This window comes from Streptococcus mitis (assembly GCF_022137125.1).
Lineage (GTDB): Bacteria > Bacillota > Bacilli > Lactobacillales > Streptococcaceae > Streptococcus > Streptococcus mitis_CE.
This window is the reverse complement of the sequence record NZ_JAKNEQ010000006.1, coordinates 25,657-47,799: the sequence shown is the minus strand read 5'-3', so window position 1 is coordinate 47,799 and position 22,143 is coordinate 25,657. Positions and strand designations below refer to the sequence as shown.

General features: G+C 40.5%; 27 protein-coding genes. 24 read left to right on the top strand and 3 right to left on the bottom strand.

The window, feature by feature from the left end:
* The first annotated feature begins 216 nt into the window (after positions 1-216).
* From dnaK to dnaJ, 4 genes are all read left to right on the top strand, one after another.
* Positions 217-2,040, top strand: a complete 1,824-nt coding sequence (gene dnaK, locus L0P31_RS06435) for a molecular chaperone DnaK (protein WP_238096229.1) — start codon at positions 217-219, stop codon at positions 2,038-2,040.
* Position 2,041: 1 nt separating this feature from the next.
* The gene (locus L0P31_RS06430) at positions 2,042-2,443 is read left to right on the top strand and encodes a hypothetical protein (protein WP_000114425.1); all 402 of its coding nucleotides are present in this window, start codon (positions 2,042-2,044) and stop codon (positions 2,441-2,443) included.
* A 79-nt stretch (positions 2,444-2,522) separates the two neighbouring features.
* Positions 2,523-3,155, top strand: a complete 633-nt coding sequence (locus L0P31_RS06425) for a DJ-1/PfpI family protein (RefSeq protein ID WP_000756346.1) — start codon at positions 2,523-2,525, stop codon at positions 3,153-3,155.
* Positions 3,156-3,353: 198 nt separating this feature from the next.
* Entirely contained in the window at positions 3,354-4,490 is a 1,137-nt protein-coding gene (gene dnaJ, locus L0P31_RS06420) for a molecular chaperone DnaJ (RefSeq protein ID WP_001066308.1), read from the top strand.
* 279 nt (positions 4,491-4,769) lie between these two features.
* Here dnaJ and L0P31_RS06415 read toward each other — a convergent pair whose 3' ends face one another.
* Both L0P31_RS06415 and L0P31_RS06410 read right to left on the bottom strand, forming a co-directional pair.
* Positions 4,770-5,057, bottom strand: a complete 288-nt coding sequence (locus L0P31_RS06415; protein ID WP_049499750.1) for a hypothetical protein — start codon at positions 5,055-5,057, stop codon at positions 4,770-4,772.
* Positions 5,058-5,066: 9 nt separating this feature from the next.
* Entirely contained in the window at positions 5,067-5,477 is a 411-nt protein-coding gene (locus L0P31_RS06410) for an HIT family protein (protein ID WP_049499752.1), read from the bottom strand.
* 67 nt (positions 5,478-5,544) lie between these two features.
* On the opposite strand from L0P31_RS06410, the gene L0P31_RS06405 reads away from it, so the two are divergent.
* Together L0P31_RS06405 and L0P31_RS06400 are read left to right on the top strand one after the other, a co-directional pair.
* A complete protein-coding gene (locus L0P31_RS06405; protein WP_049499753.1) occupies positions 5,545-6,276 on the top strand; it encodes an ABC transporter ATP-binding protein in 732 nt (243 codons plus the stop codon).
* Positions 6,273-7,322, top strand: coding sequence for an ABC transporter permease (locus tag L0P31_RS06400; protein WP_238096227.1), 1,050 nt, complete (start codon positions 6,273-6,275; stop codon positions 7,320-7,322). Before L0P31_RS06405 ends, L0P31_RS06400 begins: the two co-directional genes overlap by 4 nt.
* A 61-nt stretch (positions 7,323-7,383) precedes the next feature.
* On the opposite strand, the gene L0P31_RS06395 is transcribed toward L0P31_RS06400, so the two are convergent.
* Complete coding sequence (locus tag L0P31_RS06395) at positions 7,384-7,713, bottom strand: hypothetical protein (RefSeq protein WP_004261043.1); 330 nt, start codon at positions 7,711-7,713, stop codon at positions 7,384-7,386.
* A gap of 295 nt (positions 7,714-8,008) precedes the next feature.
* Between L0P31_RS06395 and L0P31_RS06390 the strand changes: the two genes are divergently transcribed.
* The 18 genes from L0P31_RS06390 to rbfA all read left to right on the top strand — a co-directional run bounded on the left by L0P31_RS06390 (position 8,009) and on the right by rbfA (position 22,022).
* Positions 8,009-8,746 (top strand): response regulator transcription factor, encoded by a 738-nt coding sequence (locus L0P31_RS06390; protein ID WP_084926135.1) that lies wholly within the window; start codon positions 8,009-8,011, stop codon positions 8,744-8,746.
* A gap of 13 nt (positions 8,747-8,759) precedes the next feature.
* On the top strand, positions 8,760-10,100 hold the full coding sequence (locus tag L0P31_RS06385; RefSeq protein WP_238096225.1) for a sensor histidine kinase: 1,341 nt from the start codon (positions 8,760-8,762) through the stop codon (positions 10,098-10,100).
* 1,334 nt (positions 10,101-11,434) lie between these two features.
* Complete coding sequence (locus L0P31_RS06380) at positions 11,435-11,554, top strand: PncF family bacteriocin immunity protein (protein ID WP_049499763.1); 120 nt, start codon at positions 11,435-11,437, stop codon at positions 11,552-11,554.
* Between the two features lie 280 nt (positions 11,555-11,834).
* Entirely contained in the window at positions 11,835-11,999 is a 165-nt protein-coding gene (locus L0P31_RS06375; protein ID WP_238096223.1) for a hypothetical protein, read from the top strand.
* Complete coding sequence (locus L0P31_RS06370; protein ID WP_238096221.1) at positions 11,996-12,400, top strand: immunity protein; 405 nt, start codon at positions 11,996-11,998, stop codon at positions 12,398-12,400. The genes L0P31_RS06375 and L0P31_RS06370 overlap by 4 nt, the downstream gene beginning before the upstream one ends.
* A 20-nt stretch (positions 12,401-12,420) precedes the next feature.
* Complete coding sequence (locus L0P31_RS06365; RefSeq protein WP_238096219.1) at positions 12,421-12,648, top strand: bacteriocin class II family protein; 228 nt, start codon at positions 12,421-12,423, stop codon at positions 12,646-12,648.
* A gap of 14 nt (positions 12,649-12,662) precedes the next feature.
* Positions 12,663-12,983 (top strand): hypothetical protein, encoded by a 321-nt coding sequence (locus tag L0P31_RS06360; RefSeq protein ID WP_042750197.1) that lies wholly within the window; start codon positions 12,663-12,665, stop codon positions 12,981-12,983.
* Between the two features lie 28 nt (positions 12,984-13,011).
* Positions 13,012-13,701, top strand: coding sequence for a CPBP family intramembrane glutamic endopeptidase (locus L0P31_RS06355; protein WP_238096217.1), 690 nt, complete (start codon positions 13,012-13,014; stop codon positions 13,699-13,701).
* A gap of 41 nt (positions 13,702-13,742) precedes the next feature.
* Positions 13,743-13,991, top strand: coding sequence for an immunity protein BlpZ (gene blpZ, locus L0P31_RS06350; protein ID WP_000276515.1), 249 nt, complete (start codon positions 13,743-13,745; stop codon positions 13,989-13,991).
* 30 nt (positions 13,992-14,021) lie between these two features.
* Complete coding sequence (locus L0P31_RS06345; protein WP_238096215.1) at positions 14,022-14,633, top strand: CPBP family intramembrane glutamic endopeptidase; 612 nt, start codon at positions 14,022-14,024, stop codon at positions 14,631-14,633.
* A 159-nt stretch (positions 14,634-14,792) separates the two neighbouring features.
* Entirely contained in the window at positions 14,793-15,587 is a 795-nt protein-coding gene (gene ccrZ / locus L0P31_RS06340) for a cell cycle regulator CcrZ (RefSeq protein WP_238096213.1), read from the top strand.
* Positions 15,584-16,219 carry a tRNA (guanosine(46)-N7)-methyltransferase TrmB gene (gene trmB / locus L0P31_RS06335; protein ID WP_001266094.1) on the top strand — a complete coding sequence of 212 codons (636 nt, stop codon included), beginning with the start codon at positions 15,584-15,586 and terminating at the stop codon, positions 16,217-16,219. The genes ccrZ and trmB overlap by 4 nt, the downstream gene beginning before the upstream one ends.
* A gap of 125 nt (positions 16,220-16,344) precedes the next feature.
* Entirely contained in the window at positions 16,345-16,824 is a 480-nt protein-coding gene (gene rimP, locus L0P31_RS06330) for a ribosome maturation factor RimP (protein ID WP_000338691.1), read from the top strand.
* 43 nt (positions 16,825-16,867) lie between these two features.
* On the top strand, positions 16,868-18,004 hold the full coding sequence (gene nusA, locus L0P31_RS06325) for a transcription termination factor NusA (protein ID WP_000032285.1): 1,137 nt from the start codon (positions 16,868-16,870) through the stop codon (positions 18,002-18,004).
* 21 nt (positions 18,005-18,025) lie between these two features.
* The gene (gene rnpM / locus L0P31_RS06320; protein WP_000857557.1) at positions 18,026-18,319 is read left to right on the top strand and encodes an RNase P modulator RnpM; all 294 of its coding nucleotides are present in this window, start codon (positions 18,026-18,028) and stop codon (positions 18,317-18,319) included.
* On the top strand, positions 18,312-18,611 hold the full coding sequence (locus L0P31_RS06315; RefSeq protein ID WP_001041390.1) for a YlxQ-related RNA-binding protein: 300 nt from the start codon (positions 18,312-18,314) through the stop codon (positions 18,609-18,611). Before rnpM ends, L0P31_RS06315 begins: the two co-directional genes overlap by 8 nt.
* A gap of 16 nt (positions 18,612-18,627) precedes the next feature.
* Positions 18,628-21,420 carry a translation initiation factor IF-2 gene (gene infB / locus L0P31_RS06310; RefSeq protein ID WP_238096211.1) on the top strand — a complete coding sequence of 931 codons (2,793 nt, stop codon included), beginning with the start codon at positions 18,628-18,630 and terminating at the stop codon, positions 21,418-21,420.
* A gap of 251 nt (positions 21,421-21,671) precedes the next feature.
* Positions 21,672-22,022 (top strand): 30S ribosome-binding factor RbfA, encoded by a 351-nt coding sequence (gene rbfA, locus L0P31_RS06305; protein WP_001273601.1) that lies wholly within the window; start codon positions 21,672-21,674, stop codon positions 22,020-22,022.
* Positions 22,023-22,143 lie beyond the last annotated feature (121 nt).

The window sequence follows — 22,143 nt, the reverse complement described above, 5'->3', positions numbered from 1 at the left end:
TAAACTATGAAGAAAGATAAAATATATTTGGCTTTGCAATAGTGAGCAAAGCGAACCAAAGACGATACTCTTCGCCGTGGCGCTATTTGCGCAAACTTTGAGACCTTAGGCTCAAAGTTTAGTCAAAGAGATTGACGAAGTCAAGCTCTGACGGCGCCGCCACTTAAGAAGAGTATCAAAAAGAAAATAGAATATAAAATTTAAGGAGAAAAACACATGTCTAAAATTATCGGTATTGACTTAGGTACAACAAACTCAGCAGTTGCAGTTCTTGAAGGAACTGAAAGCAAAATCATCGCAAACCCAGAAGGAAACCGTACAACTCCATCTGTAGTCTCATTCAAAAACGGCGAAATCATCGTTGGTGATGCTGCAAAACGCCAAGCAGTCACAAACCCAGATACAGTCATCTCTATCAAATCTAAAATGGGAACTTCTGAAAAAGTTTCTGCAAATGGAAAAGAATATACTCCACAAGAAATTTCAGCTATGATCCTTCAATACTTGAAAGGCTACGCTGAAGACTACCTTGGTGAAAAAGTAACTAAAGCAGTTATCACAGTTCCAGCTTACTTCAACGATGCTCAACGTCAAGCGACAAAAGACGCTGGTAAAATCGCTGGTCTTGAAGTAGAACGTATCGTCAACGAACCAACTGCAGCCGCTCTTGCTTACGGTTTGGACAAGACTGACAAAGAAGAAAAAATCTTGGTATTTGACCTTGGTGGTGGTACATTCGACGTCTCTATCCTTGAATTGGGTGACGGTGTCTTCGATGTATTGTCAACTGCAGGGGACAACAAACTCGGTGGTGATGGCTTTGACCAAAAAATTATCGACCACTTGGTAGCAGAATTCAAGAAAGAAAACGGTATTGACTTGTCTACTGACAAGATGGCAATGCAACGTTTGAAAGATGCAGCTGAAAAAGCTAAGAAAGACCTTTCTGGTGTAACTTCAACTCAAATCAGCTTGCCATTTATCACTGCTGGTGAAGCTGGACCTCTTCACTTGGAAATGACTTTGACTCGTGCAAAATTTGACGATTTGACTCGTGACCTTGTAGAACGTACAAAAGTTCCAGTTCGTCAAGCCCTTTCTGATGCAGGTTTGAGCTTGTCAGAAATCGACGAAGTTATCCTTGTTGGTGGTTCAACTCGTATCCCTGCCGTTGTTGAAGCTGTTAAGGCTGAAACTGGTAAAGAACCAAACAAATCAGTAAACCCTGATGAAGTAGTTGCTATGGGTGCTGCCATCCAAGGTGGTGTGATTACTGGTGATGTTAAAGACGTTGTCCTTCTTGACGTAACACCATTGTCACTTGGTATCGAAACAATGGGTGGAGTATTTACAAAACTTATCGATCGCAACACTACTATTCCAACATCTAAATCACAAGTCTTCTCAACTGCAGCAGACAACCAACCAGCCGTTGATATCCACGTTCTTCAAGGTGAACGCCCAATGGCAGCAGATAACAAGACTCTTGGACGCTTCCAATTGACAGATATTCCAGCTGCACCTCGTGGAATTCCTCAAATCGAAGTAAGTTTCGACATCGACAAGAATGGTATCGTGTCTGTTAAGGCCAAAGATCTTGGAACTCAAAAAGAACAAACTATTGTGATCCAATCAAACTCAGGTTTGACTGACGAAGAAATCGACCGCATGATGAAAGATGCAGAAGCTAACGCTGAAGCAGATAAGAAACGTAAGGAAGAAGTTGACCTTCGTAACGAAGTAGACCAAGCAATCTTTGCGACTGAAAAGACAATCAAGGAAACTGAAGGCAAAGGCTTCGACGCAGAACGTGACGCTGCCCAAGCTGCCCTTGATGACCTTAAGAAAGCGCAAGAAGACAATAACTTGGACGACATGAAAGCAAAACTTGAAGCATTGAACGAAAAAGCTCAAGGCCTTGCTGTTAAACTCTACGAACAAGCTGCAGCAGCGCAACAAGCTCAAGCAGGAGCAGAAGGGGCGCAAGCAACAGGAAACGCAGGCGATGACGTCGTAGACGGAGAGTTTACGGAGAAGTAAGATGAGTGTATTGGATGAAGAGTATCTAAAAAATACACGAAAAGTTTATAATGATTTTTGTAATAAAGCTGATAGTTATGAATCTGCAAAAGATTTTATAGATAATATTCCAGTAGTGTATTTGGCTAGGTATAAAGCAATTATTTTAGCTGAGCATGAAAGTTGTGTTAAAAATGATGAGGCGGTAAGGAATTTTGTTACTTCAGTATTGTTGTCAGCGCTAGTATCAGCACTAGTATCAGCAACCATACAAAAACCAGAATTTATAATATCGTTTATAATTGGCATGGTTTGGGTTGTCTGTGTTTTCCTTCTAATCTATTGGAATTTTATAGCCAATACTAAGAAGAGACAAAAATATATAAATGTTTGTGTGCTTATTGGATATTTAAAATCAAAATAAATTTGATTTAAGTTACTTCACTCATCCACAGAGGTTGCAATCCAGCCTCTGTTTTTCGATAAAATAGAGGATGTTGCGTATGAAAAAAGTACTTTGTATCATTTATCCTAATTTTTCTCTTTATGAGATAACCACTTTAACGAGTACTTTAGCTCTGTCTTTTGATATCACGATTGATTATGTCGCTTCTGAGAATTCGATGGTAGTCTCTGAGGATGGTTTGCCCTGTCAACCGACGAAAACATTGGATCAGCTCTGTATAGAAGATTATTCTTGTGTAATTTTGCCAGGAATGGTCAATATAGGTCCTGCTCTACAAGATGAGAAATTGATTTCGTTTTTGAGAAGTCTTAATGAGCAAGATATCCTAATTGCAGCCATTTCTTCAGCGCCCATTTTACTAGCGAAAGCTGGCTTGTTGAACGACACGAAATTTACAGGTGGAATTTGGCAAAACTTCTTTGATTATTTTGAATTTCTTCCACGTAAGAATTTTCAACCGAAAGTTCTTGTCCAAGATAAACAAATCATTACGGCTATCGGTTTTGCACATCAAGAGTTTGCAAGAAAAGTGATTTTCGGTTTAGGGTTGGCAGAGAATACGGACAACTATTTTAAAGAACAGAACGAGTATGCTGAAGAGGATTTGATATTTACTCTATCAGATGAAGAGTTTAATCAAGTGAAGCAGAGTATAGAAAACAGCCTCTAAAGATTTACATGAAAATTATAGAAAGGAACAAAGGTGTTCAGGGAATTGAACACGGGTTCCAGAATTTCTAACTCAATATAAAAGAAAGGAATTGAACCCGACCTAAATTCTCGGAAAAAAGATAAATCTGTCTAGGAGCATCGCTCCAGCGTCAGATTTCCTATTTTTCAGTCGAATTTTACGGTCTTGGTATCTTGTATGAACAATACTGAATTTTATGATCGTCTGGGGGTGTCAAAAAACGCTTCGGCAGACGAAATCAAAAAGGCTTATCGTAAGCTTTCGAAAAAATATCACCCAGATATCAATAAGGAGCCTGGTGCTGAGGAAAAATACAAGGAAGTTCAGGAAGCCTATGAGACTTTGAGTGACGACCAAAAACGGGCAGCCTATGACCAATATGGTGCGGCTGGTGCCAATGGTGGCTTTGGTGGTGCAGGTGGTTTCGGCGGCTTTGACGGGGCAGGAGGCTTCGGTGGTTTTGAAGATATCTTCTCAAGTTTCTTCGGCGGAGGCGGTGCTTCGCGCAATCCAAATGCTCCTCGTCAGGGGGATGACCTCCAGTATCGTGTGAACTTGACCTTTGAAGAAGCTATTTTTGGAGCTGAAAAAGAGGTTAAATACAATCGTGAAGCAAGCTGTAGTACATGTAATGGCTCAGGTGCTAAGCCAGGAACAAGTCCAGTCACTTGTGGACGCTGTCATGGCGCTGGTGTCATTAACGTCGATACACAGACTCCACTTGGTATGATGCGTCGCCAAGTAACCTGTGATGTCTGTCACGGTCGCGGAAAAGAAATCAAAGATCCATGTACAACATGTCACGGAACAGGTCATGAAAAACAAGCTCATAGTGTACATGTAAAAATCCCTGCTGGTGTGGAAACAGGTCAACAAATTCGCCTAGCTGGTCAAGGTGAAGCTGGATTTAACGGTGGACCTTACGGTGACTTGTATGTAGTGGTTTCTGTGGAAGCCAGCGACAAGTTTGAACGTGAAGGAACGACTATCTTCTACAATCTCAACCTCAACTTTGTCCAAGCAGCTCTTGGTGACACAGTTGATATCCCAACTGTTCATGGTGATGTTGAATTGGTTATTCCAGAGGGAACTCAGACTGGTAAGAAATTCCGTTTACGTGGTAAGGGAGCTCCGAGCCTTCGTGGCGGTGCAGTTGGTGACCAATACGTTACCGTTAATGTCGTAACACCGACAGGCTTGAACGACCGTCAAAAAGCAGCTTTGAAAGAATTCGCAGCTGCTGGTGACTTGAAAGTAAATCCAAAGAAAAAAGGCTTCTTTGACCATATTAAAGATGCCTTTGAAGGAGAATAAAAGTAAAAAGAGCCGTTGGGCTCTTTTTGTTTATAGATTTTTTAAGACTTTCCTTAAGTAATGACGGACGGTAGCGACCTTCTTCGAAGTTCCATACCTAAACTTTGAGCCTAGATATCAAAGTTTCCGGACACCTGAAATCAAGCTGTTTCAGGTGTTTTCATTACGGCGGAAAGTCTTCGATTTAGTTATGAAACGGTGAATGAGTTGCCTAAATTATGATGTATTGTTGATGTAATATAGCTTGTTTATGTTTTAAAAAGAGCCACTCGGCTCTTTTTACTTATCTTCAGTTTCCTGCAGTTCTTTTATCACAGCTAGTCTAGTCTGGATATCCTTTTCCAAGACCTTAAACTTGTAAGTCAGGTCTTCTTGATATTCCTTGATGAGTTCTTTTTGCTGGTCGATGATTTGCAGGCTGTTTTGGATAATATCTACATCGTCCTTGATAGCTTGAACGCGGTCAGTGGTATTCAAGACTTCATCTGTGATGGTGTGACGATTTTTTGTGACCAGATAACTTCCGGCTGCAGCTCCTGCAAATAGCAATAGATTGGATAATTTCATGGCAACTCCTTAGGCGTTTTTGATAGTTTTAGCGACTTGAGCGAGTTTGTCAAAGTCTGGTTCGTGGGCGATAAAATCAATCTTGAGGTCATCGTCCGCACTGTAGCGAGGCACGAGGTGAACGTGAGTATGAAAGACTGTTTGACCAGCGATTTCTTCACAGTTGGCAATGATATTCATACCAGCAGCCTTGGTAGCTTTCATGACTTTTTGAGCTACTTTTGGTACTTGGGCAAAGAGTTGGCTGGCGCTAGTAGCGTCCATTTCCAAAAGATTGCGATAGTGTTCTTTTGGCACGACCAAGGTGTGTCCTGGTGTCACTTGAGAAATATCCAGAAAGGCAAGAACCTGCTCATCTTCATATACTTTTGAAGCAGGAATTTCCCCTGCGATGATTTTACAAAAAATGCAATCTGACATAAAATCTACCTCTACTGTATTGAATTTTGATATAATATAGCTACATTATACCAGATTTGGAGAAAATATGTTAGAAATTAAAAACTTGACAGGTGGCTATGTCCATGTCCCTGTCTTGAAAGATGTGTCTTTTACCGTTGAAAGTGGGCAGCTGGTCGGCTTGATTGGTCTCAATGGCGCTGGAAAATCGACGACGATCAATGAGATTATCGGTCTGTTGACACCTTATAGTGGCTCCATCAATATCGATGGCTTGACTCTGCAAGAAGATGCGACTAGCTACCGCAAGCAAATTGGCTACATTCCTGAGACACCTAGTCTGTATGAGGAATTGACTCTCAGAGAGCATATCGAAACGGTTGCTATGGCTTATGGTATTGAGCAAAAAGTGGCTTTTGACCGAGTAGAGCCTTTGTTAAAAATGTTCCGTCTGGACCAGAAATTAGACTGGTTCCCTGTTCATTTTTCAAAAGGGATGAAGCAGAAGGTCATGATTATCTGTGCTTTTGTGGTGGATCCAAGTCTTTTCATCGTGGATGAGCCTTTCCTTGGTCTTGATCCGTTGGCGATTGCGGACTTGATTCAGCTTTTGGAAGTGGAAAAGCAAAAGGGCAAGTCCATTCTCATGAGTACCCACGTGCTGGATTCGGCTGAGAAGATGTGTGATGCCTTTGTTATTCTCCACAAAGGGGAAGTGCGTGCTAAGGGAAATCTCCTGCAACTGCGCGAAGCATTTGATATGCCTGAGGCTAGTTTGAATGATATTTACTTGGCTCTGACCAAAGAGGAGGAGCTATGAAAGACTTGTTTTTAAAGAGAAGGCAGGCTTTTCGTAAGGAGTGTCTTGGTTATTTGCGCTATGTTCTCAATGACCACTTTGTCTTGTTTCTGCTGGTTCTCATCGGTTTTCTAGCCTACCAGTACAGTCAACTTTTACAGCATTTTCCTGAAAATCATTGGCCTATCCTTTTATTTGTAGGAATTACCTCTGTTTTACTTTTGCTTTGGGGAGGAATTGCCACCTATATGGAGGCTCCAGACAAGCTCTTTCTCTTGGTCGGAGAAGAGGAAATCAAGCTCCATCTCAAGCGTCAAACTGGCATTTCCCTATTCTTTTGGCTCTTTGTACAGACCCTTTTCTTGCTGTTATTTGCGCCATTATTTTTAGCCATGGGTTATGGCTTGCCAGTTTTTCTGGTCTATGTGCTTTTATTGGGAGTAGGTAAATATTTCCTCTTTCGTCAAAAGGCTAGTAAATTTTTCACTGAAACTGGACTGGACTGGGACTATGTCATTTCCCAAGAAAGCAAGCGTAAGCAAGTCTTGCTTCGTTTCTTTGCCCTCTTTACGCAGGTAAAGGGAATTTCAAACAGCGTCAAGCGTCGTGCCTATCTGGACTTTATCCTAAAGGCTGTTCAGAAGGTGCCTGGGAAGATATGGCAAAATCTCTATCTGCGTTCTTATCTGCGAAATGGAGACCTCTTTGCTCTCAGTCTGCGTCTGCTCCTACTTTCCTTGCTGGCGCAGGTCTTTATCGAGCAAGCTTGGATTGCGACAGCAGTGGTGGTTCTCTTTAACTACCTCTTGCTCTTCCAGCTGCTGGCCCTCTATCATGCCTTTGACTACCAGTATTTGACCCAACTCTTTCCGCTGGACAAGGGGCAAAAGGAAAAAGGCTTGCAGGCGGTAGTCCGAGGATTGACCAGTTTTGTTTTACTTGTGGAATTAGTTGTTGGGTTGATTACCTTCCAAGAAAAACTAGCCCTTCTAGCCTTGCTGGGTGCAGGTTTGATTTTACTAGTCTTGTACTTACCTTATCAGGTAAAACGTCAGATGCAGGACTAACATTGTCTATATGACACTAAAAAAGAAGTTGAGTTCAGTTTGTCTCAGCTTCTTTTATTTTCTACAAGATAATGGTTGGTCCGTAGAGACTCAACTTGGTCTTGACTTGGTCAAAGTGGAAGCGGTCATAGGCCCGCCAAGCGGCGCGAGTTGGAGCATCTGGATCGAGGGCGCTGAGTCCCATGAGAAGACTGGAAGTCTGGTAAAATTTTTCCAATTCAATCAAGACTCGATTATCCACTGTTTCAGCCTTGGCTAGAAAACCAAGAATAGAGTTTAATTGCTCCTGAAAGCGGACGTCGTCAGCGGTTGCCTGTTTGCATGCTTGGTAGGCTTTGTTTAAGTCAGTAATCAAAGTCTGAGCTCTTTTGATAGGGTCTGTATCTGTCATGAGAATTCCTCCTTTAATCTTGGTGCTAGTCTTGTTTCTAGCAACTGTGTTTTGATACTGTCAGTTTATCACTTTTATCTCCTTTTTCACCATAAAATCTTTAATTGTCCTTGAAATTTCCTGAATGGTACTGTTAAAATTTTATGATAAAATAGTGGTAAGATTATCATGCTTATTTGAGGAACAAGATACCTTTCAGGAGCATTAAAGGCCTGTTTAGGATTTGGTGGGCTTGTATCATAGTATTTTTGCTATTCTCTTTTTAGGAAGAAATCGAAACAAGGAGAGTAAGAAGATGAGAATATTTGTTTTAGAAGATGATTTTTCCCAACAGACTAGGATTGAAACGACGATTGAGAAACTTATGAAAGAACATCATATCATTCCCAGTTCTTTTGAAGTCTTTGGGAAAGCTGACCAACTGCTGGCAGAGGTGCATGAGAAGGGAGCCCATCAGCTATTCTTTTTGGATATTGAGATTCGAAATGAGGAGATGAAGGGTTTGGAAGTGGCTAGAAAGATTCGGGATCGAGACCCCTATGCCCTGATTGTCTTTGTGACGACTCACTCGGAGTTTATGCCCCTGTCCTTTCGTTACCAAGTGTCTGCTTTGGACTACATTGATAAGGCCCTTTCGGCAGAGGAGTTTGAATCTCGGATCGAGACAGCCCTCCTCTATGCCAATAGTCAAGACAGTAAAAGTCTGGCGGAAGATTGCTTTTACTTTAAATCAAAATTTGCCCAATTCCAGTATCCTTTTAAAGAGGTTTACTATCTCGAAACGTCGCCCAGAGCCCATCGTGTTATTCTCTATACTAAGACGGATAGGCTGGAATTTACAGCGAGTTTAGAGGAGGTTTTCAAGCAGGAGCCCCGTCTCTTGCAGTGCCATCGCTCTTTTCTCATCAATCCTGCCAATGTGGTTCGTTTGGATAAGAAAGAAAAACTTCTTTACTTTCCCAATGGTGGAAGCTGTATGATCGCGCGTTATAAGGTCAGGGAAGTGTCTGAAGCTATCAATAACTTGCATTGAGCTAGGAGAGTTTATGAATATTGCTTGGATATTATTGTATACACTTATTACTCATGGACTAGAAATTGTCATTTTCTTTAAGGTGGATGGAATTGGTCTCACTTTTGAGAGGATTTTTAAAGCCTTTCTTTTTAAGATACTGTTGGCCTTTGTTTTTTTAATGATTGGCTATATGGTAGGAGATAGTTTCCTATTTTATTTTATGGAACCCTTGTACGGTATAGGCTTGTCTTTCTTACTGTTAAGAGGGCTTCCTAAAAAACTTCTCTTCTTTTATGGTCTCTTTCCAATGATATTGGTGAATCTCTTTTATAGAGGGGTCTCCTATTTTGTGCTTCCATTTTTGGGACAAGAAATTGTAGATAAAGATAGCAATCCTATCTTTTTATTGATGATGATATTCGTTTGCTTCATAGTTTTAGTCTTTTTGAAATGGTTGGACTATGATTTCACTAAGTTGAGAAAGGAGATTCTCGATAAAGGTTTTCAAAAATCTCTGACTACGATTAACTGGATAATGGGGGGCTACTATCTAGTGATGCAAAGTCTGTCTTTCTTTGAATATGAACAAGGTATTCAATCAACGACTGTTCGCCATCTGATTCTAGTGTTTTACCTTCTCTTTTTTATGGGGATGATCAAGAAATTGGATACCTATTTGAAGGAAAAACTTCATGAGAGACTGGACCAAGAGCAGGCCTTGCGCTACAGAGATATGGAACGCTATAGTCGGCATATAGAGGAGCTTTACAAGGAAGTGCGGAGTTTTCGCCATGATTATAGCAACCTCTTGACTAGTTTACGTCTGGGCATTGAAGAGGAGGATATGGAGCAGATAAAAGAGGTCTACGACTCGGTCTTAAAGGATTCCAGTGAAAAATTGCAGGACAGCAAATATGACCTGGGCAGATTAGTGAATATTCGTGATAAAGCCCTCAAAAGTCTCCTAGCAGGAAAGTTTCTAAAAGCCAGAGATAAGAAGATTATCTTTAATGTCGAAGTTCCTGAGGAGATTCAGGTCGAGGGAATGAGACTGCTTGATTTTCTAACCATTGTGTCTATCCTTTGTGACAATGCTATTGAAGCTAGTGTAGAGGCCAGTCAACCTCATGTTTCAATCGCCTTTTTAAAAAATGGAGCACAGGAGACCTTTATTATCGAAAACTCCATCAAAGAAGAGGGCATCGATATTTCTGAAATCTTCTCCTTTGGAGCCAGTTCTAAAGGGGAGGAGAGAGGAGTTGGTCTCTATACCGTCGTGAAAATTGTGGAAAGCCATCCCAATACCAGTCTAAATACTACCTGCCAAAATCAAGTCTTTCGTCAGGTACTTACTGTGGTACATGCAGAATGATAAAAAATAAGACCGAGAGTTCTTGTTTCTCGGTCTGTATGGTTGAATAGTTAATCAAATTAGTTTTGAGTTACAGTAAATTGCTTGTATGAAATAATTTTCTCTATCATCAACTATCGGGAGAGGTTTCTAACTTTTGAAATCTAATTCTGCTATATCTACTTTTTATTTTTAGTTTTTAATAATCCTATTATAGATAGAGTTATTAAAGTTATAGACATTAAACTGCTAAAAATAAATACTTTTGATGTTAATCCAATAGAAAATAGTAATATTCCATAAAAAATATTGGATATATAATAAATCTTACTCTTCATGATTACTTGCCTCCGAATATAGATTTTTGCCGTATTACAAATGTGACAAGTTTAGTATAGCACTGTTTTTAAAAAAATTTCATCCAAATCTTGAATGGTTATTGAAACATCTTGAATTGAACAAAGAACTTTCTCCTTACCAAAATAACGAATATCATTCATAAACCGAAAAATAATATATGTTATCATTATTTTTTGCTATAATGGTTAATGAGCTTACCATTCTTGTCTTCAATAAAAAATCAGTATTTGAAGAAAACTAGGAAACTAGTTATAGACAGTACTGCTTTACGGCGAGATGGTGTTGCAATAGTTTGAAGAATATTTCTTGGGTTCGAAACAAAATACTATAGTATGTGAGGTATCATAAATGAATAAGAAATCCTTTTTTATCATCTGTTCTACGTTGATCATAGCTTCGAATCTTCTCATGATTTCCGTGGTGAACAAGGGAGAAGAAACAGGGAGCAACCTGTTTGTAATTGCTATAGCCTGTGTTTTGCTACCAGCCTTTTTATATGCAGTTGAAAACAGACTTACTTCGATGGTAAGAGTAGAATCAATACTCCTGATTCAGTTGACAGTTATATCCCTACTCCGTCTTATCAACAGAATAGGGAGTACGCCTGAAATTCTCAACATTATCATTACTCTTCTGGTTTTAGCAGGTGGGACAGCCTGTATCCTTGTTGCAATCATGAGAATCTATCAGAACAGACGAAAGTGAGGGTGAATAGTTTTCGATTTTAGGTCTTTACGTTGTTAAATTCTCCTAGGGCAAGTATGTTTTTCATGCTTGCTTTTAAATTTTTTAACAATTAAAGATGTTTTGATGACCATTCGTGATTTGGATGGAAAATTTTAAAAAATAGTAGTATACTAACCTTATTAAGGTTGTAATAGGACGAAAGTAAAAAGAGGTATTCCTCGTGAATGCAAAAACAATGTTACAATTGGCGATTATGGTTGCTTAAAGGCTTGAACCTGTAAGTAGGGAAGCTGTACTTGGAGGTAATTATGGATTTCAAAAGTTTTCTTATTGGTTTTGTTGTTAGTATGTTTGTTTCTTTTATTACTTCTTTAATTAGGGAAAAATTTTTAAAATCTCCAAAGAAGAATAAAGATAGATCTAATTAGATGAAAAGATTTTTTATCGCTAGTTTAATCTACAGTGGAGTTTCTTTAATATTGTTTCGCCTGTCAAAATGATATGTGATAGCAGGATAAAAAATCTACAAATTAAGTTGGTATCAATACGGTGTAAAGGGCAAGTATGTTTTCCATGCTTGCTTTTTAAATTTTTTACAATTCAAGATGTTTCGATGACCATTTATGATTTCAGTGATCCAAGGTCAAAATGAGTGCTATACTAGCAGTGTAAAGGTTGTAGCTCAACAAAGATTCAGGAGGAAATTTTATGAAGAAAAAAATACTTGTCATTTTCATCTTGTATCTAATCATGTCCATCTTTCTATATCCGCTTAGGGAGAGTGCTTGGTATCAGCTATTTTATACCATAGCCTATGTGATTGCAGTTATGGTCTATTTTGCTTTAACTAAAAAGAAAGGAGCAAAGAAATGAAAACTTTTCTTGCTAAAAAACGGAACATCTTCCTTGCGAGATTGTTCTTAGGTCAGTTGCCTTTACTTGTCTCTACTTATCTATTTCTATCTCGTCAGTTTTTAAATTTTTCTTTAATTTTCCAATTTCTTTTAGTGGTTATTAACTTGGCTTCTATTTTGGTCACTGTTTACCTCACTAGAGAAATGAGGATAAGAGAGTTTGAAGATGATGATTTGGTTAGTCCTAGAACCAATCAACTTATGTTTATCGGTTTGACAGGCTTTATGTCTATTATTTGTTTGTATAGAGGTATCACAGCTGGAGAATTCTATCAACAATTAATTGCCTATATTGGCGCTATTCTCTGCTTGATTATTATGCTTCTACTCATTTGGGGCTTGAAGTATTATAAAAAGTAGAGGCTAATGAAGTTTTTGTTATGAATACAAAAATGATGGAACAATTTGAGGTTATGGATACTGAGATGCTTGCGAAAGTTGAAGGAAGTTTCGGAGGTTGGGGAGATATGCTTTCTGGTTTATTGGGTGGGCTAGCACCTTCTCCAACTTTGGATCAATTAAATGGTAAGTGGCCTATTATACATCTTTCAAAACCATGTAGTCCTTATGGTATAGGGGGAACTCCAAACTCATGTAATGGTATTTAAAAAGGATTGAAGATATGAAGGCAAAATATGGGAATCAAATTGTTGATGTTTGGGAAATTGGTCAAGCAACTCCTAAACCAAGTTGGGTAGAGGAAGCTTTTCAAAAAAATTATATGGTTTGGTTGGATAATCATGTGCGCATTTTAATGGCAGGTCTTAACACTTCTCTCGTAACGAATATCAAGTTTGGTTTAGTTGGAACAGTTGGAGGAGGATTCGCTGGTTATGGGATGTATGTTCTCGGTTATCCAGGTGATTATATAGATATCACCAATCATAGAGTTGTTTCTGCTAAAACATTTCACAAATGTTATCAAATTTTAGAAAATGATTAGATATCATTTAATTTTAATGGAGAAAGCTATGAAAAAACATCCTATTCTTTTCAAAGCGAGTGCAATTCTTTCTTATTTGTTTCTGTTTTTCGGACTGTTTTGGACAACCCAATTTTGGAGCAATTATTGGGAGTTCTCGTCTTGGGTAGGAAATCTTATCTGGATTCGAAACATCATCAGCCTTCTCTTTATCTGCTTGATAGTTTGGATTTTGGTCAGGTCGGGCCATGCTTATCTTTTTCGCATCCCTAGGAAAAAGTGGTTGAGCTATTCTATTCTGACGGTGTTAGTAGCCATTGTGCTTATCTGCTTTAACTATCTGACAGCTAAACACGTTCAGGGGACCAATGAAGGTTGGAATTTGTTTATTGCCTATAGCGAGACAAATTTTGCGGAGTTTGGTGTTTACCTAACCTTAATCGTACTAGGACCTCTGATGGAAGAATTGGTATGTAGGGGACTGCTTCAACATGCCTTCTTTAAGAATTCGAGGTGGAGGCTGGATCTTCTCTTTCCGTCATTCTTATTTGCCTTGCCCCACTTTTCTAGCTTGCCAAGTTTCGCAGATATTTTTGTCTATACGGCAGTGGGTTGTCTATATGCCTGGCTGACACGTTATACGAAGAGTATCTATCCTTCTTATTCGATTCATATTGTTAATAATATCATCGCAAACTTACCATTTTTGCTCACTTTTCTACACAGGGTCCTGGGCTAAAAAACCAGAAGACTTGCTTTTCAGCCATAGAGGAGGTCATCATGTATAAACACTTATTTTTCCTAGATTCAAAAACCTTAGACTGGTTGACACCTTATATTCTGGTCTTGGCTTCTGACACCATTGCTTTTAATGTTTTTGTGCTAACCTTTGTATCTGTGGTGGTCTTTTATTTCCTAAATCCCATGTTATCTTTAATGGCTATCTTCTTAGGGGCTGGCTATGTGGTCGGATTTTGGTTGCTAAAATGGTTTGTTTTGGAAAGGTTAGAGTTAAAGGATGACTTGTAGGGAAGTTTGTTTGTTGAGGAGGCTAGTTTTATGGAGTTTTTTGATAAATTTCATGCCTTTTGTTTTGGATTTTTAGTACTACTAATCGTCATTACAGTTCCTTATACGATTAACCACGGGGATTTTTTTCAAAATGAATCTGAATTGATTATTGTAAGTCTTCTTGTAACTTCGCTGAGTGTTACTTATGCTAGAAAGTTTGAAATGATTTCTTTTGGGATGTTAAGCAAGAAAGACCTTTTGCTTTTCATTGCAATCTTTCTTCTAAGTGTGGTTGAGACGCTGGTTTATATTCATTTCTTCGCTATTTCTTCTGGCGCAGGAGTTCAACACTTGGCGGAAGTCAGCAGAGGAATTTCCCTGTCTTTGATTTTGACTTCCTCAGTTTTTGGTCCCATCCAGGAGGAACTCATTTTCAGAGGACTTCTTCAAGGTGCCGTTTTTGACAATTCTTGGTTAGGGCTTGTGCTAACTTCCTCTCTCTTTTCTTTCATGCATGGACCTTCTAATGTCCCTTCGTTTATTTTTTATCTACTTGGGGGCTTGTTACTGGGCTTTGCTTATAAAAAGAGCCAAAACCTATGGGTCTCCACTTTAGTTCATATGTTTTACAACAGTTTGCCACTCTTATATTATTTATAAAAATCATGAAAGGTAAGCAGAAGATATAGCTTGCCTTTTCTTTTTATAATGCTACCCAAGCCAATCCAGAGGCTTTTCTTTGAGAATCGGGTGTGGACCGGTTGACGAATAGGGCAAAAACTAGTAGAATAGTAAGGAAACTTTATACGGAGGAAAGAAATGGATTTGGGTGATAATGAGCTAACACTGACTCCCATACCTGGGAAAAGTGGCAAGGCTTATATGGGTAGCTATCCTGATGGGAAGCGTATCTTTGTAAAAATGAACACCTCTCCAATCCTACCTGGTCTAGCTAGAGAACAAATTGCTCCACAATTATTATGGAGTCGCCGTTTGGCAGATGGACGTGATATGTGTGCTCAAGAATGGTTGACAGGCAAGATATTGACCCCCTATGATATGAATCGTAAGCAAATCGTCAATATTTTAACTCGTCTGCATCGCTCACGTCCGTTGATGACACAGTTGAGTCGCTTGGGCTATGCCATGGAAACACCTGTAGACTTACTACAGTCTTGGCAAGAAACGGTTCCAGATGCTTTGCGTAAAAATCATTTTATCAGTGAAGTGATGGCTGATTTACGTCAGACTATTCCAGGATTTAGAGAGGACTATGCGACCATTGTCCATGGAGATGTAAGACATAGTAATTGGATTGAGACAGACAGTGGCTTGATTTATTTGGTGGATTGGGATTCGGTTCGCTTGACCGACCGCATGTTTGATGTGGCCCACATGCTCTGCCATTATATTCCAGAGCATCAGTGGAAGGAATGGTTGACCTACTACGGTTACAAGTACAATCAAACGGTATTAAATAAATTGTATTGGTATGGTCAATTGTCTTACTTGAGCCAGATTTCCAAGTATTATATGAACCAAGATTTAGAAAACGTCAATCGGGAGATTCATGGCTTGCGTCACTTCCGAGACAAGTATGGAAAGAGAAGATGAGAGTTAGAAATCGTAAAGGGGCGACAGAATTACTAGAGGCAAATCCCCAGTATGTGGTCCTCAATCCCCTGGAAGCTAAGGGAAAATGGCGGGACTTGTTTGGCAATGACAATCCCATTCATGTGGAAGTTGGAAGTGGAAAGGGTGCCTTTGTTTCAGGTATGGCTAAGCAAAACCCTGACATCAACTATATCGGGATTGATATTCAAAAGTCTGTTTTGAGCTACGCTTTGGACAAGGTGCTTGAAGTTGGAGTACCGAACATTAAGCTCTTGTGGGTAGATGGTTCTGACTTGACTGACTACTTTGAAGACGGTGAGATTGATCGCTTGTATCTGAATTTTTCAGATCCATGGCCTAAAAAACGCCATGAAAAGCGTCGTTTGACCTACAAGACCTTCTTGGATACCTTCAAACGTATCTTGCCTGAAAATGGAGAAATTCATTTTAAGACGGATAACCGTGGCTTGTTTGAGTACAGCCTAGTGAGCTTTTCTCAATATGGCATGAAGCTCAATGGTGTCTGGCTAGATTTACATGCCAGTGATTTTGAAGGCAATGTCATGACAGAATACGAGCAAAAATTCTCCAACAAGGGGCAAGTTATCTACCGTGTTGAGGCAGAATTTTAAGAAATAGCCTGAAATCAGGCTGTATAAGTGCTTTTGCTTTACATAAGCTGGCAAACGTGCTATACTAAGAGTAAGAATATGAAAAGAGAGGCGGGGAAATATCTTCGCCTCTTGCTTATGAGGAGGTGGACGCAATCGCAACAATCGTAGAATTAGTCAGAGAAGTTGTAGAACCTGTCATCCAAGCACCTTTCGAACTCGTGGATATCGAGTATGGAAAGATTGGCAGTGACATGATTCTCAGTATTTTTGTAGATAAACCTGAAGGAATTACCTTGAACGACACGGCAGACTTGACAGAAATTATCAGTCCTGTCTTAGACACCATCAAGCCAGATCCCTTCCCAGAACAATATTTCCTAGAAATCACCAGTCCAGGCTTGGAACGTCCTTTGAAAACCAAGGATGCTGTCGCTGGAGCGGTTGGGAAATACATTCATGTCGGGCTCTACCAAGCCATCGATAAGCAAAAGGTCTTTGAAGGAACCTTGTTGGCCTTTGAAGAGGACGAGTTGACCATGGAATATATGGACAAGACGCGTAAGAAAACCGTCCAAATTCCATATAGTTTAGTATCAAAAGCACGTTTAGCAGTTAAATTATAGAAAAAGAAAGGATAGCTTTTGAGGATTCAAAAGTGAAGAAAACATGAGTAAAGAAATGCTAGAGGCCTTCCGCATTTTGGAAGAAGACAAGGGAATCAAAAAAGAAGATATCATCGACGCAGTAGTAGAGTCGCTTCGTTCCGCTTATCGCAGACGCTATGGTCAATCAGACAGCGTAGCTATTGATTTCAACGAAAAAACAGGTGACTTTACCGTTTATACTGTCCGTGAAGTGGTTGATGAAGTATTTGATAGCCGTTTGGAAATCAGCTTGAAAGATGCTCTTGCCATTAATTCAGCCTATGAACTTGGTGACAAAATCAAGTTTGAAGAAGCACCTGCTGAGTTTGGTCGTGTAGCAGCCCAATCTGCCAAACAAACCATCATGGAAAAAATGCGCAAGCAAACACGTGCCATCACTTACAATACTTACAAAGAGCATGAACAAGAAATCATGTCTGGTACTGTAGAACGCTTTGACAACCGCTTTATCTATGTCAACCTCGGCAGCATCGAAGCCCAATTGTCAAAACAAGACCAAATTCCTGGTGAAGTTTTTGCTTCTCATGATCGTATCGAAGTTTATGTCTACAAGGTTGAAGACAACCCTCGCGGTGTCAACGTCTTTGTTAGCCGTAGCCATCCAGAAATGATCAAACGCTTGATGGAGCAAGAAATTCCAGAAGTTTATGATGGAACTGTTGAAATCATGAGCGTGGCCCGTGAAGCTGGTGACCGTACTAAGGTTGCAGTTCGTAGCCATAATCCAAACGTGGACGCTATCGGTACAATCGTTGGACGTGGTGGTGCTAATATCAAGAAGATTACTAGCAAATTCCACCCAGCTCGTTACGATGCCAAGAGCGACCGTATGGTGCCAATCGAAGAAAACATCGACGTTATCGAGTGGGTAGCAGATCCAGCTGAATTTATCTACAATGCCATTGCTCCTGCTGAAGTTGACCAAGTTATCTTTGACGAAAACGACAGCAAACGTGCCTTGGTGGTTGTACCAGATAACAAGCTTTCTCTTGCTATCGGTCGTCGTGGGCAAAACGTTCGCTTGGCGGCTCACTTGACTGGTTACCGTATCGATATCAAGTCTGCTAGCGAATTTGAAGCCATGGAAGAAGCTGGTTCAGTAGATTTGGAAGCAGAAAACGATACTGTAGAAGAATAAAAGCTGCTAGAGGAGGGAAAGATGAAAACGAGAAAAATCCCTTTGCGCAAGTCTGTTGTGTCCAATGAAGTGATTGATAAGCGTGATTTGCTCCGCATTGTCAAGAACAAGGAAGGACAAGTCTTTATCGATCCGACAGGCAAGGCCAACGGCCGCGGCGCTTATATCAAGCTAGACAATGCTGAAGCCCTAGAGGCAAAAAAGAAGAAGGTCTTTAACCGTAGCTTTGACATGGAAGTGGAAGAAAGCTTTTATGATGAGTTGATCGCTTATGTGGATCACAAAGTGAAAAGAAGAGAGTTAGGACTTGAATAAGCAAAAGATAAGCAATCTCTTGGGACTTGCTCAGCGAGCAGGGCGTATCATATCGGGTGAAGAATTGGTGGTTAAAGCCATTCAAGATGGCAAGGCCAAGTTGGTCTTTCTAGCTCATGATGCTGGACCCAATCTGACCAAGAAGATTCAAGATAAAAGTCATTATTATCAAGTAGAAATTGTAACCGTGTTTTCAACACTGGAATTAAGCATAGCAGTCGGAAAATCGAGAAAGGTTTTGGCTGTAACAGATGCTGGATTTACAAAGAAAATGAGGTCTCTTATGGAATAGAAGAGGAGGACATGATTTGTCTAAGAAAAGATTGTACGAAATCGCAAAAGAACTTGGAAAAGAAAGTAAAGAAGTTGTAGCGCGTGCAAAAGAGTTGGGCTTGGATGTGAAAAGCCACTCATCAAGTGTGGAAGAAGCTGTCGCTGCAAAAATCGCTGCCAGCTTTAAGCCTGCAGCTGCTCAGAAAGCAGAAGCAAAACCTGCAGCACCAAAAGCAAGTGCAGAAAAGAAAGCCGAAAAATCTGAGCCAGCTAAACCAGCTGTAGCTAAGGAAGAGGCAAAACCGGTTGAGCCAGTCGCTCCGAAGGCAGAAAAAGTAGCAACTAAACCGCAAAGCCGTAATTTTAAGGCTGAGCGTGAAGCTCGTGCCAAAGAGCAGGCAGAACGACGCAAGCAAAATAAGGGCAATAACCGTGACCAACAACAAAATGGAAACCGTCAGAAAAACGACGGTCGCAATGGTGGAAAACAAGGTCAAGGCAACCGCGACAATCGTCGCTTTAACGACCAAGCTAAGAAACAGCAAGGTCAGCAAAATCGTGGTAATGAGCGCCGTCAACAAGAGGATAAACGTCCACATCAAGCGGCTCCACGTGTTGACTTTAAAGCCCGTGCAGCAGCCTTAAAAGCAGAGCAAAATGCAGAATATGCCCGTTCAAGTGAGGAACGTTTCAAGCAGACTCAGGCTGCCAAAGAAGCCTTGGCCCAAGCTAATAAACGCAAGGAGCCAGAGGAAATCTTTGAAGAAGTTGCTAAGTTAGCTGAACAAGCGCAACAAGTTCAAGCAGTGGTTGAAACAGCTCCTGTAGCTAAAGAAGCACCAGTGGATACACGTCGTAAAAAACAAGCTCGACCAGACAAAGAACGTGATGATTATGATCACGAAGAAGATGGTCCTAGAAAACAACAAAAGAATCGAAGTAGTCAAAATCAAGTGAGAAATCAAAGAAATAGTAACTGGAATAACAACAAAAAGAACAAAAAAGGCAATAACAAGAACAACCGCAATCAGACTCCAAAACCTGTTACGGAGCGTAAATTCCATGAATTGCCAACAGAATTTGAATATACAGATGGTATGACCGTTGCGGAAATCGCAAAACGTATCAAACGTGAACCAGCTGAAATCGTTAAGAAACTCTTTATGATGGGTGTCATGGCCACACAAAACCAATCTTTGGATGGGGAAACAATTGAACTCCTCATGGTGGATTATGGTATCGAAGCCAAACAAAAAGTTGAAGTGGATAATGCCGACATCGAACGTTTCTTTGTCGAAGATGGTTATCTCAATGAAGATGAATTGGTTGAGCGTCCACCAGTTGTAACTATCATGGGACACGTTGACCACGGTAAAACAACACTCCTAGATACCCTTCGTAACTCTCGTGTTGCGACAGGTGAAGCGGGTGGTATCACTCAGCATATCGGTGCCTACCAAATCGTGGAAAATGGCAAGAAGATTACCTTCCTTGATACACCAGGACACGCGGCCTTTACATCAATGCGTGCGCGTGGTGCTTCTGTTACCGATATTACTATCTTGGTCGTAGCGGCAGATGACGGGGTTATGCCTCAGACTATCGAAGCCATTAACCATTCAAAAGCAGCTAACGTTCCAATCATCGTAGCCATTAACAAGATTGATAAACCAGGTGCCAACCCAGAACGTGTTATCGGTGAATTGGCAGAGCATGGAGTTATGTCAACAGCTTGGGGCGGAGATTCTGAATTTGTTGAAATCTCGGCTAAATTCAACCAAAACATCGAAGAATTGTTGGAAACAGTCCTTCTTGTGGCTGAAATCCAAGAACTCAAGGCAGACCCAACAGTTCGTGCGATTGGTACAGTTATCGAAGCGCGCTTGGATAAAGGAAAAGGTGCGGTTGCAACCCTTCTTGTGCAACAAGGTACCTTGAATGTTCAAGACCCAATCGTTGTCGGAAATACTTTCGGTCGTGTCCGTGCTATGACCAATGACCTTGGTCGTCGTGTTAAAGTTGCTGGACCATCAACACCAGTTTCTATCACAGGTTTGAACGAAGCGCCAATGGCGGGTGACCACTTTGCCGTTTACGAGGATGAAAAATCTGCGCGTGCAGCCGGTGAAGAGCGTGCCAAACGTGCCCTCATGAAACAACGTCAAGCTACCCAACGTGTCAGCCTTGAAAACCTCTTTGATACCCTTAAAGCTGGTGAACTCAAATCTGTTAACGTTATCATCAAGGCTGATGTACAAGGTTCAGTTGAAGCCCTTTCTGCATCACTTCAAAAGATCGATGTGGAAGGTGTCAAAGTGACCATTGTTCACTCGGCTGTCGGTGCCATCAACGAATCTGACGTGACTCTTGCTGAAGCTTCAAATGCTTTCATCGTTGGTTTCAACGTACGCCCTACACCACAAGCTCGTCAACAAGCAGAAGCTGACGATGTGGAAATCCGTCTTCACAGCATTATCTACAAGGTTATCGAAGAGATGGAAGAAGCCATGAAAGGAATGCTTGATCCAGAATTTGAAGAAAAAGTTATCGGTGAAGCAGTTATTCGTGAAACCTTCAAGGTGTCTAAAGTGGGAACTATCGGTGGATTCATGGTTATCAACGGTAAGGTTACCCGTGACTCTAAAGTCCGTGTTATCCGTGATGGTGTCGTTATCTATGACGGTGAACTTGCAAGCTTGAAACACTACAAAGACGACGTTAAGGAAGTTACAAACGGTCGTGAAGGTGGATTGATGATCGATGGCTACAATGATATCAAGATGGATGATGTGATTGAGGCCTATGTCATGGAAGAAATCAAACGATAAGATTTTTTGCTCCTTTCTTAGGTGGTGAGGGACGCAAGCAAACCGATGGTTTCATTGCTTATTTTTGAGCCTAGGGTCTCAAAAATCCCCTGTGATGGGACTGATAAATCAGTTCCATCACTTTCACAACGGCGAAAGAAGCGGATGAGTTCAAATTGAACTTCGTTTCAATTTGAATTAAAAATCAAGAAGTTTAAAAATAGCTAGATCTGCTGGCCTAGCTTTTGGTTCAAAGTAGAGAAAGGAATATCATGGCAAATCATTTCCGTACGGATCGTGTGGGCATGGAAATCAAGCGTGAAGTTAATGAGATTTTGCAAAAGAAAGTCCGTGATCCGCGTGTCCAAGGCGTGACCATCACAGATGTTCAGATGCTGGGGGACTTGTCTGTTGCCAAGGTTTACTACACCATTTTGAGTAACCTTGCTTCAGATAATCAAAAAGCCCAAATCGGGCTTGAAAAAGCAACTGGTACTATCAAACGTGAACTTGGTCGCAATTTGAAATTGTACAAAATCCCAGATTTGACCTTCGTCAAAGATGAGTCCATAGAGTATGGAAACAAGATTGACGAAATGCTACGAAATCTGGATAAGAACTAAGAAGAGGGGCAACCCTCTTTTTTGGTGGAGGAAAAGGCAATAAACATGCTGGCAGAATCTTTCCAGAGTTAAACATTATTAAAAAGCCTTATAAAATTCAACTTGTATGATATTATAGGAA